This is a genomic window from uncultured Subdoligranulum sp. (genome assembly GCF_937890665.1).
In genome coordinates this window covers 14044-31248 of sequence record NZ_CALADU010000095.1, presented here as the reverse complement: position 1 = coordinate 31248, position 17205 = coordinate 14044, and the positions used below count along the sequence as shown (strand labels likewise).

The window sequence follows — 17205 nt, the reverse complement described above, 5'->3', positions numbered from 1 at the left end:
AAAAGCTTTGAAAAAATCTGCAATCCTGCTCATGCACAGCTCCCTCACTTGGGGGCTGCGCAGCGGTACCCGTCAGCAAAATTCGCGCAGCAACTGCGCCGCCCGGTGTACCGGCAGCCCCATAATATTGTAGTAGCACCCCGCAATGCCCGCGCACCACAACGCCGCATGGCCTTGAATGGCGTAAGCCCCGGCTTTGTCGTAAGGTTCCGGCGTGCGCACATAGGCCAGCAGATCCGCCTCCTCAATGGGGGAAAAGTGGACCAACGTAGTTTCAACCGTCGCAGCAGCCCGGGCACCGCGGCAGATGCATACACCGGTATGTACCTTGTGGGTGCAGCCCGAAAGCGCACGCAGCATCCGCAAAGCGTCGGCTTCATCGCGCGGTTTGCCGAACACTTCGCCGTTGCAGTCCACCACCGTGTCAAAGCCGCAGACAATGTCGGCGGGGTGCTGGGCTGCCACGGCGCGAGCTTTAGCGGTAGCCAACGCCTGCGCCAGATGAGCGGGGGTATCGGCGGCGATCTTGCTTTCATCCACGTCGCTGGTGATGACGGTGTAGTCCGTTGTGATCAAAGCCATCAATTCCCGGCGGCGCGGGCTGCCGGAAGCCAGAATCAAAGCCATGGCGGGGTCCTTTCGTGTTCGATTATAGTCGGGTGGGGACGTCGAAATCTGCCGCACCGACACGAGACTGGAAAATTTTGGAAATTGCTTGTCCTTACACCGTTCCGGTGGAGCCAAACCCGCCGGTGCCCCGGTCGGTATCGCTCAGCGTTTCAGCCTGCACAAAGGCGGCCTGCCAAACCGGGGCGATGCAAAGCTGGGCTACGCGCTCCCCGGGCTGGACGGTGTAGGGGGTGTCGGACAGGTTGATCATCGGCACCCGCAGTTCCCCACGGTAGTCGCTGTCAATAACACCCACGCCGTTGGCCATGCAGAGGCCGTGTTTGATGGAAAGCCCACTGCGAGCGTAGACCAAAGCCACACATTGGGCATTGGGCAGTTCGATAGCCAGCCCGGTCGGTACCAGAATCCGCTGCATCGGGGCGATGGTCAGCGGTTCATCCAGCAAAGCGCACAAGTCGGCGGCAGCGGCACCGGGGGTTGCGTAGACGGGCAGCTTGGCACGGGGGTCCAGTTTTTTGCAGGAAACGGTCATTTGCATAGAAAACCTCTCAGTTGTTGGTATAGTATAGCCCACGGGTGAACTCGCTGTCAAACGGTTGACCCGCCGTTAAGGCGTCCAAAATCTGGGCGGTACGGGCAGGGGACTCGGTGGTGAAGGCCGCTACCGCCACATCCACCGGCAATTCGGTCATTCGGTCTCCCATATACAGCGGTACGGGGTTCCATACCGTGCGGATCCACGCGCCACCGGGTGCCGAGCAGGTCACGGTGAAATCCCGGCCTTTGCGGTCCCGCAGCGTGCCGCCGCCGGAACATTGGGCGCAGCTTCGTACGTTGCGCAGGGGGCAGGCCCGGGTCAGCATCAGCGGAATATGCCCGTAACAAAGGGCCGCTGTGGGGATGGGAGCCTCTTTATATAGGGGGGCGATTGCCTGCATAGCGTTGAGGGCGGTTTCGGGATGAAGCAGGAGCCCCCGCAGTCCCAATTCCGTATAACGGGCGGCAGACAAGGGGTTGGTAATATTAAGCCCCAACCCGCCATAGAGCGGCCAATTCTGGGCAATCCGCAGATGGGCAACATTGTTTGCTACCGCACCGGCAAAACCGGCGCCTTGCAGCGATTGCAGCCGAGCGGTAGCCTGGGCTTCCAGCTTACCGAACATGACCCGGGGCAGTTCCAGCAAGGTTTTGCTGCGCCAATGGGCGGGGATTTTGTCAGCCTCACTGAGGGGGAAGATCAGCCATTGCAGCCGGTCCACAAAGTTTGCCGGACATTGGGCGACAGTGGCAAACCGGGCGGCCAGTGTGGGGACGGCCCCTACGGGATGGGAAGCAAAGTGGGGTGCAAGATAAGGCTGTACCCCATGGGGGACAACCACCGAGCGCTTTTCCAACAGCGTTTCCAAAGCCTCCCGGCGCAGTTCATTCCAGACACTGCCCGGCAAAAAGCCCGGGGTGCCCTGTAAATCCACCGCTTCGCAGACGAAGGGCGTGCCGCCGGTCTTGCCCAGTGCCCGCTGGATGGCAGGGGTTTGGTCTTTCTGGGCGGGCTGCGGCACTTCTTCGCTGTAAACCACTGCCTTGTGGCCGTCCTCGTCGGTTACCGAGAGTTTGACGCCTTCGGTTTCACAGGTGGCGGTAAAACGCACGGGGATGCGCTGCAACTCCCGGCGGAAAAGCTCCCGGGCCTTGGGGGTGGCGGCGCGGGTGGCGGCGGCATCGGCCTCGGTGCGCACGCCGAACATCTTGCCATCGTTGCGTCCGGTCAGGTAACCGTCGGTGAAGCCCGAACGGGAGAAAATATCCCGCACCAGTGCCTCATCATAGGGCTGTCCGGCCCGCACAGCGCGGCAGGCAGCCACACTGGCTGCCGCGTATTCGGGGGTGCGCAGCCGGCCTTCGATCTTGACGCTGGCCACACCGGCATCCATCAGCTCCCGCAGGTGGGGGATATGGTCCATATCCTTAAGGCTTAGGTGGCAGGCTTGGCCCGGTTTGCCCGGTGCCAGCCCGGCCGAGGCGTCAAATGGCAGGCGGCAGGGCCCCGCACAGGCGCCGCGGTTGCCGCTGCGTCCGCCCAGAAAAGCGCTCATCATGCATTGGCCGCTGACGCTCATGCAGAGTGCGCCATGAATGAATACCTCACATTCAATGGGGCTGGCGGCACAAACGGCCCGGATCTCTTCCAACGAAAGTTCCCGGGCGAGAATCACCCGGTCGTAGCCCAACGATGCCAACTCCTGCGCACCGGCGGGGGTATGCACGCTCATTTGGGTGGAGCCGTGCAGATGCAACGTGGGGGCAATCTGCTTTACAAGCTGAGCGGTGGCCAGATCGTCGGAAATGACCGCGTCAGCACCGGCTTGGGCCACGGCGCGTACCGCGTCGGCCAAGCCATCCAGCTCCCGAGCATAGACCAAGGTGTTCAGGGTGACGTGGACCCGCACGCCCCGGGCATGGCAGAAGGCCACGGCCTCCCGCAGCTCCTCGGGCGTAAAGTTGCCCGCCGTGCGGCGGGCATTAAATCCGGTAAGCCCCAGATAAACAGCATCAGCGCCGCTGAACACAGCGGCGCCAAGCATTTCGCGGTTGCCCGCGGGGGCTAAAATCTCCAGCGGGCGGCTCACGGCATCTCCTGACTGTTCTGGGAACGGCGCAAACGGCGTTCCAGTTCATCGATCCGGCGTTTCAGCGTGGCGTTTTCGCGGCGCACTTCCTCGGCGGCCATCTTGGCACTGGCGGCATCTTCGAGGTAATCCTTGATCTGGCGGCGCATATTATCGGCACTGCCGCTGGCCTTTTCCAGTTCGTCCCGATAATTCAGCGCTGTCATGACGGCAGCGGTGGTAATGGAAACGGAATTGGAGGAGGCCATCAGCTCGTTCATGTCCAGATTCAGCCGGTCAGCCAGATTCTGCATATAGTCTTCACTCTCGCTGGTATTGACCACATAGCTGGACCCACAGATGTTCAGCCGTACTTTTGAAGTAGCCATTCCCATAAAAATTGTGCTCCTTCCTGCTTTATGTTTAAATTGAATCCTGCGTCAACGGGCAGGCGAGAAAAATCTTACCAATATTATAATACAAAACGGCAATCAGCAAAAGCCCTTTTTGTGGAAAAGTGTAAAAAAGCCGTCAAAGAGGCAATTTTCCCTTGCGCAATTCCCAAAATGTGGCTATAATCAATAATATGGCAATTTTGGATGCCGTTAAACTTAGGAAAAATCAGTGATCCCAAAACAAAATAGTAAGGAGAGAACGATTTTGAAATATACCAAGCGTGAGTTTGAGAAGATGCTCAAAGATACTCTGATGAGCGAGTGCAATGTCACGTTGGACACTGCATCCGCCGATCAGATCTACCGTTGTTTGGCTTCCATCACCCGCCAGATCATGTCGGACCGCCAGAAGCGGTTCCAGTCCAAGGTCTTGGGCGAGGGCAAAAAGCAGGTATATTATCTCTGCATGGAATTTTTGATGGGCCGCAGCCTGCGCACCAGCCTGTTCAACCTTGGGCTGAACGAGGTGGCAGAGAGCGTTCTGGCCGATGCCGACATTAAGATCGATACCATCTACGATCGGGAACCCGATGCGGGCCTTGGCAATGGCGGTTTGGGCCGTCTGGCTGCCTGCTATCTGGACGGTATGGCTACGGATTGCATCCCCGGTACCGGTTACTCCATCCTGTACGAGTACGGCATCTTCAAGCAGAAGATCGTGGACGGCTGGCAGCAGGAAACGGCGGACAACTGGCTGCCCGGCGGTCAGGTGTGGATCAAGTCCCATCCCGATCAGGCGCAGGAGATCCGTTTTGACGGTCAGGCCATCGAGACCTGGGAGGGCGGCTTCCATCACGTCAAGTACGAGAACTACAACTCGGTCATCGCCGTGCCCAACGATATGTATGTGGCCGGTTACGGCAGTCAGGGTGTTTCCAAGCTGCGTCTGTGGCAGGCCAAGGCGCCCAGCTTTGATATGAGCAGCTTCAACGCCGGCAATTACAACACGGCCATCAGCCAGTCTGCCTCCGCAGAGCTGATCTCCAAGATCCTTTACCCCAACGACAACCATACCGAAGGCAAGATTCTGCGTCTGCGTCAGCAGTACTTCTTCTCGGCTGCGTCCATTGCCGACATTCTGCAGAACCACCTGAACCAGTACGGCACCCTGGACAACCTGCCCGACAAGGTGGCTATCCAGCTGAACGACACCCATCCCACCGTGGCCATCCCCGAAATGATGCGCATTTTGTTGGATGAGTGCAGCTACGACTGGGATACCGCTTTCGATATCTGCCGCAAGGTATTTGCCTACACCAACCACACCGTCATGAGCGAGGCGTTGGAGAAGTGGAACGCCGATATCTTCCGCAGCACGCTGCCCCGTATCTGGCAGATCGTCTGCGAGTTGGACCGCCGCTGCCGCATCGAGCTGGAAAAGGCGTTCCCCGGCGACTACGGCAAGATCAATTATATGGCCATTTTGGGCGACAATCAGGTGCGCACGGCCAATATTTGCGCCTATGTCTGCCATGCCATCAACGGCGTTTCCAAGCTGCATAGCGAGATCATCAAGGATAGCGTCTTCCATGACTACTATCTGTTCAAGCCCAAGGCGTTCAAGAACGTCACCAACGGCATTGCCTATCGCCGCTGGCTGCTGGCGTCCAACCCCGGTCTGACCAACCTGCTGGAGGAAACCATCGGCGACGGCTTCAAGACCGATGCCTCCAACCTGAAAAAGCTGGAGCAGTTTGCCGATGATGCTGCTGTGCAGGAGAAGCTGGCCAAGGTCAAACATGAAAACAAGGTAATTTTTGCCAACTATCTGCAAAAGTCTACCGGCCAGATCATCGATCCTGATTCGATTTTCGACTGTCAGGTTAAGCGGATGCATGAGTACAAGCGTCAGCATCTGAATGCCCTGAACATTGCGGCAGAGTATCTCTACCTGAAGAATAACCCCAACGCCGAGTTCACCCCCAAGACCTATATTTTCGGCGCCAAGGCGGCCCCCGGCTACTATATGGCCAAGCAGATGATTCGTATGATCTGCAAGCTGGGCAAGATGATCGACGAGGATCCCGCAGTGCGCGATAAGCTGCGTGTGGTCTATCTGGAAGATTACTGCGTCACTCTGTCCGAGCGTCTGATGCCCGCCTCTGAAGTTTCTGAGCAGATCTCTCTGGCTGGCACCGAGGCTTCCGGTACCGGCAACATGAAGTTCATGCTCAACGGTGCCATCACCCTCGGCACGCTGGACGGCGCCAACGTAGAAATTGCCGATGCTGCCGGTCATGACAACGAGATCATCTTCGGTATGCTTACCCCCGAGGTCAACGCCCTCAAGGGGATGGGATACCATCCTTCTGCCTTCATTTCCGGCGACAACACTGCGATGGCAGTTCTGGATATGCTGGAAAAGGGCTGGAATGGTGAGAACTTCAGCGAAGTGACCAACAACCTGCGCAACTCTGACCCGTACATGGTCATGGCAGACTTCAAGGATTACCGCCGTGCCCAGCAGACTGTCCAGCAGCTGTACCAGGACAAGAAGAAGTGGAACCACATGAGCCTGATGAACATTGCCAATGCGGGCATCTTCAGTGCCGACCGTTCCATCATGGACTACGCGCGCGACATCTGGGGTGCCACGCCGGTCAAATAATTTCCCTGTGTAATTTTGCTGCCGCGGCCGTCTGACCGCGGCAGTTTTACTCTGAACAGGGGGCTTTGTATGCCGCACACCTATTACAACAGTTTTGATCCTGCCTGCAAGACGCCTTTCGGCGCTGTGGAGGCTGGGCAGGAAGTGACCTTTCACCTGACCGTCCCCGAGCAGTTGGGCTATGTGGATCCTCATCTGGTTCTGACCAAAGACAAGGAGGACCCTGTCCACTACCGCATGAATTTTGACGGTCAGACACCGCAGGTCAACCACTTTACCTTTCGCATCGCACCGACCACACCGGGATTGTACTTTTATTATTTCGACCTGTACACCGATTTTCGCAAGATTTATCGGGGCGGCGGTGGGGAAGGGGTGCTTAGTTGGACGGGGGGCGCCAGTTGGCAGTTGACCGTCTACGAAAAAGGCTTCACCACACCGGACTGGTTCCGCAATGGAACGATGTACCAGATTTTCCCGGACCGTTTTTGTGAGGGAATCCCCAATAAACCCATGCCTTTTGCCGATCGGATCTACCGGGCCGACAAAACCGGTGAGCCCTATTTCTGGCCCAACGAGCAGGACGATGGCTACCTGAACATGGATTATTACGGCGGGGACTTTGCGGGCATCCAGCAAAAGCTGCCCTACCTGCGGGAGTTGGGCGTGACCTGCATCTATCTCAACCCGATTTTTGAGGCCCATGCCAACCATCGCTACAATACGGCCAACTACCTCAAGGCGGACCCCTTGCTGGGCACCAACGCCGATTTCGCGGCGTTATGCGCTGCCGCCAAAAAGGAGGGCATCCGCATCATTCTGGATGGGGTGTTCAGCCATACGGGATCGGATTCCCTTTATTTCAACCGGGAAGGCCGCTATGGACCTGGCGGTGCCTATCGTGACCGCCACTCGCCCTATCGAAGCTGGTACGACTTCGATTCCGGTTACCCCAGCGGGTATCGTTGCTGGTGGGGCTTTGAAACCCTGCCTGAAGTGCAGGAAGATTCCCCCTCCTACGAGGAATTTGTCTGCGGTAAGGGCGGCGTCATCGATACATGGCTGGGACTGGGAGCTTCCGGCTTCCGGTTGGATGTGGCCGATGAGTTGCCCGACGAGTTTATCGAAAAGATCCGGCAGGCTGTCAAAGCCCATGGCGAAGATAAACTGCTCATAGGGGAAGTGTGGGAGGACGCTACCACCAAGGAAGCCTTTGGACGCCGCCGCACCTACCTACGGGGCAAGGGACTGGACACGGTCATGAATTATCCCTTCCGCAACGCCGTATTGGACTACCTGCGGGGGGCCGACGTGGCGGCAGTGAGCGAGCAACTGCTGACGATCTGTGAGAACTATCCGCCGCCGGCACTCCACTGCCTGATGAACTTCCTTTCTACCCACGATACAGAGCGGGCACTGACCGCCATAGCAGGGGAACCTGCCAACGGCCGGGACCGTTACTGGCAGAGCGGCCGCCGTATCCCGCCCAGCAAAGTGGAGGAAGGTCTGCGCAAGATGCTGTTGGGGTATGCGATGATCTTCACGCTGCCCGGCGTGCCATGCGTCTACTACGGCGACGAGATTGGGATGCAAGGCTACCGGGACCCCTTCAACCGGGCCTACTTTGACTGGAATTCCACCGAGGAACGGCTGCGTGGACCGATGAAGACCCTTTCGCGGCTGCGCAAGAGCTGCGATGCCTTTGACGGCGGCCGGTTTGAAATCGTCCGTGCCGAAGGGGATATCCTTCACTACCGGCGGGTGGGCAGGAAGCAGACGGCGGAGATCATTTTGAACCGTGGTCCGCATCTTTTGGCAGAAACAGCCTTTGGTAAATCCACCGAAGTCAATCCCGGCGGCTTCACCGTTTTGGTGGAGGATAACGCTCCGGTTCATGTGGGGTATTTTTCCATCTATTAAATTATGAAGCGCTTTGGCTGCTATGGACGGCGGCCAAAGCGCTTTTTGCTGGCGGAAAAAGGGCTGCCGTACAAGCAAAAACGTCTTCTATACAGAGGAAGCGGAATCTATGTGGTAAACGGGAAATTTACAAGTAAGAATCTTGACAGTCTTCGTTTAACATGTTAAAGTGTTGACAAAGAAGGTCCTGTACGGAAGGAGGTTCCGTCCTATGTCGACAGACGTCTTTTTTTGGCTGATTGCCGTGATCGCTTTTGTGGTGCTGGAAGCTTCCACCACTGCACTGGTGTCCATCTGGTTTGCGGCAGGGGCCGCAGCCGCAATGATCGTAAGTTTCTTCACTGAATCCCTGTCGGTGCAGATCGCGGTCTTTGCGGTGGTTTCCGCAGTGGCGCTGCTTATCATGATCCCTACGCTGGCCAAGCGCCGCAAACAGCGGAAAGCGCCGGTCACCAATGGTTCCCCGCTGACCATCGGGAAGCAGGGTGTGGTGTTGGTGGACATTCAGCCAGGATACTTGGGTCGTGTGCGGGTAGATGGTTTGGACTGGCAGGCCCGCGCCGAAGCCCCCATGCCGCAAGGCACGCCCTGCCGTGTCACCGATGTGGATGGCGCGATTCTCATCGTATGTCCGGTGACTGTGGACACAACAGCCACCGCCTGATTTTGGAAGAAAAAAGGAGGTCCCTCTATGTTACTGATTTTTGCCATACTGTTGGTGGTGGTTCTGATCATTTTGGTGCGCTGCATCGTCATCGTGCCGCAGTCCAATGCCTATGTGACCGAGTGGCTTGGTGTCTACAAAGACACTTGGGGCGCCGGCCTGCATATCCGCACCCCCTTTGTGGAGCGGGTGGCCCGCAAAGTTTCCCTGAAGGAAGAAGCGGCAGATTTCCCGCCTCAGCCGGTCATCACCCGGGATAACGTCACCATGATGATCGACACGGTGGTGTTCTTCCAAGTGTTTGACGCGAAGCTCTATGCCTACGGTGTCAACCGTCCGATTCAGGCTATCGAAAATTTGTCTGCCACCACGCTGCGTGATATCATCGGTTCGATGACGTTGGACGAAACGCTGACCAGCCGGGATGCCATCAACACGCGTATCACCGCCAGCCTTGATGAATCCACCGACCGTTGGGGCATCAAGGTCAACCGTGTGGAACTGAAAAATATCGAACCGCCGCTGGAAATTCGGCAGGCCATGGAAAAGCAGATGAAAGCTGACCGGGAAAAGCGCGCCTCCATCTTGTTGGCGGAAGGCGAAAAGCAGGCTGCCATCACCCGTGCAGAGGGCGAGAAGGAGTCGGCAATCCTGCGGGCGGAAGCCGTCAAGCAGCAGCGCATTCGGGAGGCCGAAGGTGAGGCGCAGGCCCTGCTGACGGTGCAGAAGGCGCAGGCCGATGCCATCCGGCTGATCAACGAGGCCAATCCCAACCATAACTTCTTGGCGCTGCGCAGCATGGAAGCGATGGAAAAGGTGGCCGACGGCAAGGCTACCAAGCTCATTGTACCCAGCGATATGCAGAATCTGGCGGCCACTGTGGCGGCCATTCAGGAAATTTCTGGCGGCGCGGCCAAGTAAAACAAAAGATACAGCAAACAGACCGGGACGGCGTTGGTCGTCCCTCTTTTGTTGTATCAGCCGATCCAAGCCCGAGCCAATGCGGCGGCTACGGCGGGAATATCCTCCTCTTTCAAGGCGGAATAACCTGCCACCACCGTGTCCGGTGGACAGTATTCGGGACGGGCTAGGTAGTATTCCCGCAATCCACGCAGCCGAACGCCTTCCCGGGCAGCGGCTTCCACCATAGCCGTTTCTCCGCCAGCCCCGGACAGCGTCAGCAAAAAGTGAAGTCCGCTGTGTACGCTGCCCAACGTGACACCCGGCAACTGACAGCGCAGCGCCGCGGCAAAAGCTTCCATCCGGCGCTTGTAGACCAAACGCATCCGCGCCAAATGACGGGTAAAATAGCCGCCTGCCATAAATTCGGCAAGGGTTTGTTGGTCAAAACGTCCTACGGTGTTGGCATACACGGCAAAATCTTGTCGGTAGCGAGCCAGCAAATTGCGGGGCAGCACCATGCAGGCGATGCGAATTCCCGGCGCCAAACTTTTCGAGAAAGTGGTCAGATAGACTACCGGTCCGTCGGGACCGGCCATTCCTTGCAGGCTGGGCAGGGGGCGGGTGTCAAAGCGAAATTCCGAGTCATAGTCGTCCTCTAAGATATATCGCCCCGGCTGCGCTGCCGCCCAAGCCAGAATCTGTGCGCGCCGTGGGGCGGGCATCGTTACGCCGGTGGGAAAATGATGGCTGGGAGTCAGGTAACAAAGGTTGGCGCCGCTTTCTTCCAGTGCTTCGGCGGAAAGGCCCTCCTGATCGATGTCCACCAACCGACAGGGGATACCATTGTTCTGCAGCACGGCCCGGGTCCGAGAGTAGCCGGGGTTTTCCACCGCGGCGGTGCTGCCCGCAAACAGGTGTGCCAGACAACCCAGCAGATATTCTATGCCGGCGCCAATCACGATCTGCTCAGGGGTGCAATCGACGCCGCGATAGGCCGAAAGATACCGGGCAATCTGGAGCCGCAGCGCTTCATCCCCCTGCATCTCGCCGCGCTGCAACAACTCAGGGCGTTGGTAAAGCATTTCCTTTTGGATGCGTCCCCAACTGCGTGCCGGGAACAAATCGGTGTCGATGCTGCCGGTGGACAGGTCATACCGTGGCGCGGGGACTGCCGGCTCTTGCACAGCGGAAACCGGCGTGGAACGCACTTGGCGATTGTGCAGCATGCCGTAGGTCTTTTGCACATAAAATCCGCTGCGTGGCCGGGCCTCTGCCAGACCTTCCGCGGCCAGCATCTGGTAGGCGCTGTCCACGGTGTTGATGCTGACCCCTTGCTGGGCGGCCATGGTGCGCCGGCCGGGCAGTGCGGTGCCGGGCGCTCGCTGACCACTGCGGATTTCATCCGCCAGCGCGTGATAGAGCTGTTCGTATAGAGGGATTTTCTCCTCGGGATGCAGTTCGATCATGAAAAGCCACCTCCAACTGGCACCATAAAAAAATCAAAAACTGGGCATTTATTCGGAGCCAGAAAACGCTATAATAGGAGCATACCCTGCAGGAAAGAATTTGTCAACCGCCCTCATGCGCAAAAGGGGTGGAGAAAATCAATACAAGGAGTGGTTTTACCATGGATACTGCAACAATGTGGTTGCTGCTGTTTGCCGCGGTGGCGGCGGCGCTGCTGATTGCCGCGCTGACCAAAACCAAGTTTACCGTGCAAAAGATCAGCATGGTGGGCGTTATGGCGGCATTGAGCTTTGTGGCCTACGAGTTTTTCCGCATCCCTTTTGCGGGGGGTTCTTCCTTTCATCTGGGCAACACTTTCACGGCGTTGACGGCCTTGCTGCTGGACGGTGTTTCGGGCGGGTTGGCAGGCGCGATTGGTCTGGCGCTGGCCGATGTGATCGCCGGGGATCCGGGTTATGCTTTTACCACCTTTATCTTGAAGTTTATCATTGGCATCGTCTGTGGCTTCACGGCGCACCGTGTTTTCAAGCTGGGTCACCGCAAAGGGGACGGCAAAGCGCGGTATCTGGTTATGGTGACCGCCAGTGCGTTCAGCGGCCTGCTGGTCAATGTCTTTACCGACCCCTTGATTGGCTACTTCCGGGACCGGTACATTTTTGGCCAGCCTGTTGAGGTGGCCACGGTACTTATCAAAGTTGCCGGCGGTGTGACGTTGGTCAATTCGTTGGTGTCTACGGTTTGCGCGGTGGTTTTGTATCTGGCTTTGGAGCCGGCTCTTACGCGGGCGCATTTGCTCCCCAAACAGGCATGAACTAAGAAAAGACCCCTGCATCTGCAGGGGTTTGTCTTTTGCGCGCTAAAATATGTAAAAATTGCGAAAACACTGGCGCTTGCGGCAAAAATAGTGTACAATAGACGATATATGTAAAAGCGTTGTACAGAAAAATGGGGGCGCACAGAAAGTCCCTTTGCGCGAAAGGAAACGCAATGGCACGCAAAACAAAGCAAAATGCAAAAAAGATGCCGCTGGATCTCCGCAGCAAGATGTACCTTGTCATGGGTTTGTGCAGTCTGATGCTGCTGGTCAGCGTAGCTATATCCTTTGTATTGGTGGGCGGTCTGGATTTGTTCGCCTCGGAGGAAGAGGTAACCTCGGACAGCGAGTCCCTTGTGACCGAAAGCGGGTACAATAAGGACGAAAATACTATCGATGCAACGCAGTATTCTTCCACGATTTTGGAAGAGAGCGAGGATGCCGGGCAGAGTTATGTGGATGAGACCCTTTTCCTAGGGGACAGCAACACGGCGCGTATGTACCGCATGTTCGATTACTGCACCTACGACAATGCCATTGGCTCGGTGGGCATGAGTGCCCGTTCGCTGGCTACCTATGCTTGTGTGCAGTTACAGGGCTATTCCAATTATGTGACAATGGCCAAAGCCGTGGCCTTGATGCAGCCGCGCCGTGTGATTTTGACCTTCGGCACCAACGATTTGAGCCCCAGCTATTCGGCAGAAAAATTTGTAGAGAACTATCAGGCGGGCATCGAAACCATCGTGGAAGCCTATCCCAGTGTGGACATCATTGTGAATTCCATCCCGCCGCTGGGCAAGGTACACTCCAACCAGAACTTGACCCAGACGCAGGTGGACGAGTACAACAAAGCGCTGGTGGAGATGTGCAAAGAAAATGATTGGAAATTCTTGAACAGCGCTGAGGTGCTCAAGGATTCTTCCACCGGTTACGCCAAGAGCGGATACGTGGAATCCAGCGACGGAATCCACTTGACCAAGGCAGCGATGGAAGAACTGTTCGACTATGTGCGTACCCACAGCTATATTACCGAAGATGATCGTCCTACCGTAAAAAATGTGGCAAAGCACATCGGGGATAAGGATGTTTCCTCTTCCACGGCGTCTACGGTGACCAACACCTCGTCGTCCAGTGCGGCGCAGAGCCAGTCGCAGTCCTCCTCGTCGGAGGTTGTGGTTACCCCGGCACCTACGGCGGCGCCGACGGTAGCGCCGACTCCGGTTCCGACGCAGGCGCCTACGCCAGTACCGACACAGGCACCCACCCCGGTGCCCACGGAAGCACCTACTCCCGAACCGGCTACCCCCACGCCGGTACCGGCTACTCCTACACCGGTGCCGACGGAGGCGCCGCCTCCGGAGTCTACCGATTCGCCTTCTGGTGGATCGAGTTCCGGCGACGGTGAGCAGAACTCCGGAACCGATAACACAGCCGAAACAGACGGCAACGAAACCGCCTGATTTCTGGTACAAATACTTAGCCCCCACAGCATCCCAACGGAATGCTGCGAGGGCTTTTCTTATTCTGCGGTTGATTTGTTTTTTTGCTGCCCGGCTTGTAGACGGGCAAGGCTAATGCCGTCCACATAGTCGTTGATCAGGTCGTTCAGACCACACCAAAAATCTAAGGTCTGGCATTGATCTCGGCGGGGACAATCCACGTTGGCGCCAAGGCAGGGGATGGCAGTCAGCTCGCCCTCCACTGCACGCAAAATTTCCCCGGCAGTGATCTGCTCGGCGGGGCGCGCCAGCCGATACCCGCCCTGTGCCCCGCGGACGCTGGTGACCAGCCCGGCTTTGGCAAGGGGCGTGATGATCTGTTCCAGATATTTTAGGCTGATCTGCTGGGTATCGCTGATCTCTTTCAGGGGTACCAGTGTCTCGCCGTGGTTGGCCAGCTCCACCATCAGGCGCAAAGCGTAACGGTCGCGGGTCGAAAATTTCATCTGGGTTGCCTCTTTCTTTGTGTTGGATTACCATTACCATACCATATTTGTAGGAAATTGGCAAGCCCTTTGTGGATTTTTGCCTTGGTTTGTATAAAATTCTGATTTTAGACACATTTTATGCAAAAAGTGTTGACAGATGCCGCAAACAAGTCTATACTCATAGCCAGAGAAGCCGTTTACCGGCTTGCCCAATTTGCAAAAAAGGGGAACACAGGCGATGAACCGTAGCCGTCACTTTGGCATGATGATGTGCATGTGCAGTTTGCTTCGGCGGCCTGTGCTTGCCTTCTCGTGCGCGAATTTGGGCGCGTAAAGAAAGGAACACAGCGGGGTGCCGAAGCGGTTCGGCGCCCCGCTTTTGTTTTGGCTTCTAATCCGATAAGGAGGACATTGTAATGGAACGTGGTCCGGTATACAAACAGCCCGGTGTGCGAATGTGACGGCAGGTAGAGGGACCTGCCCGCACACAACACCACACAACCAAATGAAAAGGAGATTTTACCTATGAAAAAGTTGATTTCTGCTGCTCTGGCCGGTACGCTGGCTCTTAGCCTTGCCGCCTGCGGTTCTACCGCTTCTGTTTCCGAATCCACCGCGACCTCGGCTTCCTCGGAAGCTGCCTCTACGGCGGAGACTGGCAGCGATTTGGCCGGGACTACCATCAAGGTGGCGGCCTCTCCCACGCCTCACGCCGAGATCCTCAATGTGGCCAAGGAACTGCTGGCAGAGCAGGGCATTACGCTGGAAATCGTTGAGTTCAGCGATTATGTGCAGCCCAATATGGTCACCGAAAGCGGTGAAGTGGACGCGAACTACTTCCAGCATCAGCCCTACCTCGACTCCTTTAACGAGGAAAACGGCACCCATCTGGTCAGCGTAGGTGACATTCACTACGAGCCGCTGGGCATCTACCCCGGCAAGAGTCAGAGTCTGGAGGAGATCCCTGACGGCGCGGTTATCACGGTGCCCAACGACACCACCAACGAAGCCCGTGCGTTGCAGCTTCTGGCTGCACAGGGCATCATCACCATCCGGGAGGATGCGGGTCTGACTGCCACCGTCAATGACATTACCGAAAATCCCCACAATGTGGAGGTAAAGGAACTGGAAGCTGCTCAGTTGCCCCGTACGCTGGCGGATGTAGACTACGCGGTGATGAACGGCAACTATGCGTTGGAAGCCGGCTTCTCGGTAGGCAATGACGCGCTGGCCACCGAGGATGCTTCCTCGGAAGCGGCCCAGACCTACGCCAATGTGCTGGTGGTCAAGGAAGGCAACGAAAATAACCCCGGCGTACAGGCTCTGCTGCAGGCTTTGCAGAGTCAGGAAGTCAAGGATTACATCAACGAGACCTATGACGGCGCTGTTGTGGCCCTTTTCTAAGTAAAAACGGCAAAAAGCCTTGCAAGCCCGGGGCATGTAAGGTACAATCAATAGGGAACGGGCGTTGGTCCCGTTCCCTATTGTAGAATGAGGGGGAAAACCCATGATCGAATTGCAACACCTGACCAAACGCTTTGCCACCAAAAGCGGTACGGTCGTCGCCTTGAACGATATCAACCTGACCATCCGGGACGGAGATATCTACGGCATCATCGGCATGTCCGGTGCAGGCAAATCCACCTTGGTGCGCTGCATCAATATGCTGGAACGACCCGATGAAGGCAATGTGGTGGTGGACGGCCACCAGATGCAGCAGCTCAGTGCGGCTGAACTGCGTGCGGCACGCCGCGACATCACGATGATCTTTCAGCAGTTCAACCTGCTGATGCAGCGCACCTGCCTGCGCAACATTATGTTCCCGATGGAGCTGGCCAAAGTGCCGAAGGAAAAGGCGGAAACCCGTGCCCGGGAACTGCTGGAATTGGTGGGCTTGCCGGATAAAGCGGAAGCCTATCCGGCCCAGCTCTCCGGCGGACAGAAACAGCGCATTGCCATTGCCCGTGCGCTGGCTACCAATCCCAAAGTTTTGCTGTGCGACGAGGCGACCAGTGCGCTGGACCCCAACACTACCCACGCCATCCTGCAGTTGATCCAGAAGATCAACCGGGAGCTGGGGATTACGGTGGTGGTCATCACCCACCAGATGAGCGTTGTGGAGGAAATCTGCAACCGTGTGGCGATTCTGGATGAAGGTACCGTAGTGGAAGAAGGGGAGGTACAGGCAATCTTCAGCCACCCCACCTCCGATGCGGCGCGGCGGCTGGTCTATCCGGCTGGGGCGCCCAAGGCGGAAGCTATGCCGGGGCACAAGCTGGTCCGGGTAGCGTTCAACGGTACCCAGACCACCGACAAACCGCTGGTGGCCAGCTTGGCCATCCAGTGCGGCGCGCTGGTGTCGATTTTGGCAGCAGATACCCGGGTGGTAAATGGGCAGACGCTGGGCAGCATGCTGTTGGCTTTGCCGGAAGATGAAACCGCAGACAAAGCGATGGAGTACATTCGGAACTATCCCGGCATTACCTGTGAGGAGGTGAACGGCTGATGGCAGAATTGTTGGCAAGTAAAGAGTGGGCTACTTTTTTGCAGGTATTGCCCACCATCCCCTTTGAAACGTGGGAAACCATCTGGTCCACGGCCGTAGCCACTTTGTTGGCCTTGGTTTTCGGTTGGGCGTCTGCCTTGTGACGGGTGAAGCCGGCGGCATTCGGCCTTTGCCGCGTTGGTTTATGAGCCTGCTCAATGCAGTGATCAACCTGCTGCGCAGTGTGCCGTTCCTGATTTTGATGATCATTGTCATCCCGCTGTCCCGGCTGCTGCTGGGGACTTCTATCGGTACGCCGGCTTCGATTGTGCCGTTGGTCATTGCTTCTTTTCCCTTTGTTTCCCGTCTGGTGGAAACCAGCATCCGAGAGGTGGATGCCGGTGTGATCGAAGCGGCCCAAAGCATGGGCGCCACACCGCTGCAGATCATTACCAAAGTCATGATTCCTGAGAGTATGCCCAGTTTGATCGCCAACGTGACCATTGCCACCACCACCATCATGGGCTATGGCGCTATGGCAGCTATTATCGGCGGCGGTGGTTTGGGCAAAATCGCCATCAACTACGGCTACTATCGCTTCAACGGTCTGCTGGAAATCTTCGCTACCGCTTTGCTGGTCATTCTGGTACAGATTCTGCAAACCGTGGGAACCTATCTGGCCAACCGCTGCGACAAGCGGATCCAGCGCTGAAAGCGACTTGCCGG

At 57.1% G+C, this 17205-nt stretch carries 16 protein-coding genes; 10 read left to right on the top strand and 6 right to left on the bottom strand.

Annotated features, from left to right (window positions below; translation table 11 throughout):
* Positions 1 to 72 precede the first annotated feature (72 nt).
* The 4 genes from Q0526_RS05535 to Q0526_RS05520 all read right to left on the bottom strand — a co-directional run bounded on the left by Q0526_RS05535 (position 73) and on the right by Q0526_RS05520 (position 3631).
* Entirely contained in the window at positions 73 to 627 is a 555-nt protein-coding gene (locus Q0526_RS05535) for a Maf family protein (RefSeq protein ID WP_298731460.1), read from the bottom strand.
* A 94-nt stretch (positions 628 to 721) separates the two neighbouring features.
* The gene (gene dut, locus Q0526_RS05530; protein ID WP_298731459.1) at positions 722 to 1168 is read right to left on the bottom strand and encodes a dUTP diphosphatase; all 447 of its coding nucleotides are present in this window, start codon (positions 1166 to 1168) and stop codon (positions 722 to 724) included.
* 10 nt (positions 1169 to 1178) lie between these two features.
* Positions 1179 to 3257, bottom strand: coding sequence for a U32 family peptidase (locus Q0526_RS05525; protein ID WP_298731458.1), 2079 nt, complete (start codon positions 3255 to 3257; stop codon positions 1179 to 1181).
* Complete coding sequence (locus Q0526_RS05520; protein WP_298731457.1) at positions 3254 to 3631, bottom strand: cell division protein ZapA; 378 nt, start codon at positions 3629 to 3631, stop codon at positions 3254 to 3256. The genes Q0526_RS05525 and Q0526_RS05520 overlap by 4 nt, the downstream gene beginning before the upstream one ends.
* 265 nt (positions 3632 to 3896) lie before the next feature.
* Between Q0526_RS05520 and Q0526_RS05515 the strand changes: the two genes are divergently transcribed.
* From Q0526_RS05515 to Q0526_RS05500, 4 genes are all read left to right on the top strand, one after another.
* A complete protein-coding gene (locus tag Q0526_RS05515; protein WP_298731456.1) occupies positions 3897 to 6299 on the top strand; it encodes a glycogen/starch/alpha-glucan phosphorylase in 2403 nt (800 codons plus the stop codon).
* Positions 6300 to 6368: 69 nt separating this feature from the next.
* Positions 6369 to 8219: a glycoside hydrolase family 13 protein gene (locus Q0526_RS05510; RefSeq protein ID WP_298731455.1), complete on the top strand. Its 1851-nt coding sequence runs from the start codon at positions 6369 to 6371 to the stop codon at positions 8217 to 8219.
* Between the two features lie 211 nt (positions 8220 to 8430).
* Positions 8431 to 8883, top strand: coding sequence for an NfeD family protein (locus Q0526_RS05505; protein ID WP_298731454.1), 453 nt, complete (start codon positions 8431 to 8433; stop codon positions 8881 to 8883).
* A gap of 27 nt (positions 8884 to 8910) precedes the next feature.
* Positions 8911 to 9804, top strand: a complete 894-nt coding sequence (locus tag Q0526_RS05500) for an SPFH domain-containing protein (protein ID WP_298731453.1) — start codon at positions 8911 to 8913, stop codon at positions 9802 to 9804.
* 56 nt (positions 9805 to 9860) lie between these two features.
* Here Q0526_RS05500 and Q0526_RS05495 read toward each other — a convergent pair whose 3' ends face one another.
* Complete coding sequence (locus tag Q0526_RS05495) at positions 9861 to 11252, bottom strand: PLP-dependent aminotransferase family protein (RefSeq protein ID WP_298731452.1); 1392 nt, start codon at positions 11250 to 11252, stop codon at positions 9861 to 9863.
* Between the two features lie 161 nt (positions 11253 to 11413).
* On the opposite strand from Q0526_RS05495, the gene Q0526_RS05490 reads away from it, so the two are divergent.
* Both Q0526_RS05490 and Q0526_RS05485 read left to right on the top strand, forming a co-directional pair.
* On the top strand, positions 11414 to 12064 hold the full coding sequence (locus Q0526_RS05490) for an ECF transporter S component (protein ID WP_298731451.1): 651 nt from the start codon (positions 11414 to 11416) through the stop codon (positions 12062 to 12064).
* Positions 12065 to 12240: 176 nt separating this feature from the next.
* Complete coding sequence (locus Q0526_RS05485) at positions 12241 to 13527, top strand: GDSL-type esterase/lipase family protein (protein ID WP_298731450.1); 1287 nt, start codon at positions 12241 to 12243, stop codon at positions 13525 to 13527.
* 59 nt (positions 13528 to 13586) lie between these two features.
* Here Q0526_RS05485 and Q0526_RS05480 read toward each other — a convergent pair whose 3' ends face one another.
* Positions 13587 to 14012 (bottom strand): Rrf2 family transcriptional regulator, encoded by a 426-nt coding sequence (locus tag Q0526_RS05480; protein ID WP_298731449.1) that lies wholly within the window; start codon positions 14010 to 14012, stop codon positions 13587 to 13589.
* Between the two features lie 507 nt (positions 14013 to 14519).
* On the opposite strand from Q0526_RS05480, the gene Q0526_RS05475 reads away from it, so the two are divergent.
* The 4 genes from Q0526_RS05475 to Q0526_RS05465 all read left to right on the top strand — a co-directional run bounded on the left by Q0526_RS05475 (position 14520) and on the right by Q0526_RS05465 (position 17191).
* The gene (locus Q0526_RS05475) at positions 14520 to 15398 is read left to right on the top strand and encodes a MetQ/NlpA family ABC transporter substrate-binding protein (RefSeq protein ID WP_298731448.1); all 879 of its coding nucleotides are present in this window, start codon (positions 14520 to 14522) and stop codon (positions 15396 to 15398) included.
* A 103-nt stretch (positions 15399 to 15501) separates the two neighbouring features.
* Positions 15502 to 16500, top strand: a complete 999-nt coding sequence (locus Q0526_RS05470; RefSeq protein ID WP_298731447.1) for an ATP-binding cassette domain-containing protein — start codon at positions 15502 to 15504, stop codon at positions 16498 to 16500.
* Entirely contained in the window at positions 16500 to 16643 is a 144-nt protein-coding gene (locus Q0526_RS18775) for a hypothetical protein (RefSeq protein ID WP_366522033.1), read from the top strand. The genes Q0526_RS05470 and Q0526_RS18775 overlap by 1 nt, the downstream gene beginning before the upstream one ends.
* Positions 16640 to 17191 carry a methionine ABC transporter permease gene (locus Q0526_RS05465; RefSeq protein WP_366522032.1) on the top strand — a complete coding sequence of 184 codons (552 nt, stop codon included), beginning with the start codon at positions 16640 to 16642 and terminating at the stop codon, positions 17189 to 17191. Before Q0526_RS18775 ends, Q0526_RS05465 begins: the two co-directional genes overlap by 4 nt.
* The last annotated feature ends 14 nt before the right edge of the window (positions 17192 to 17205 follow it).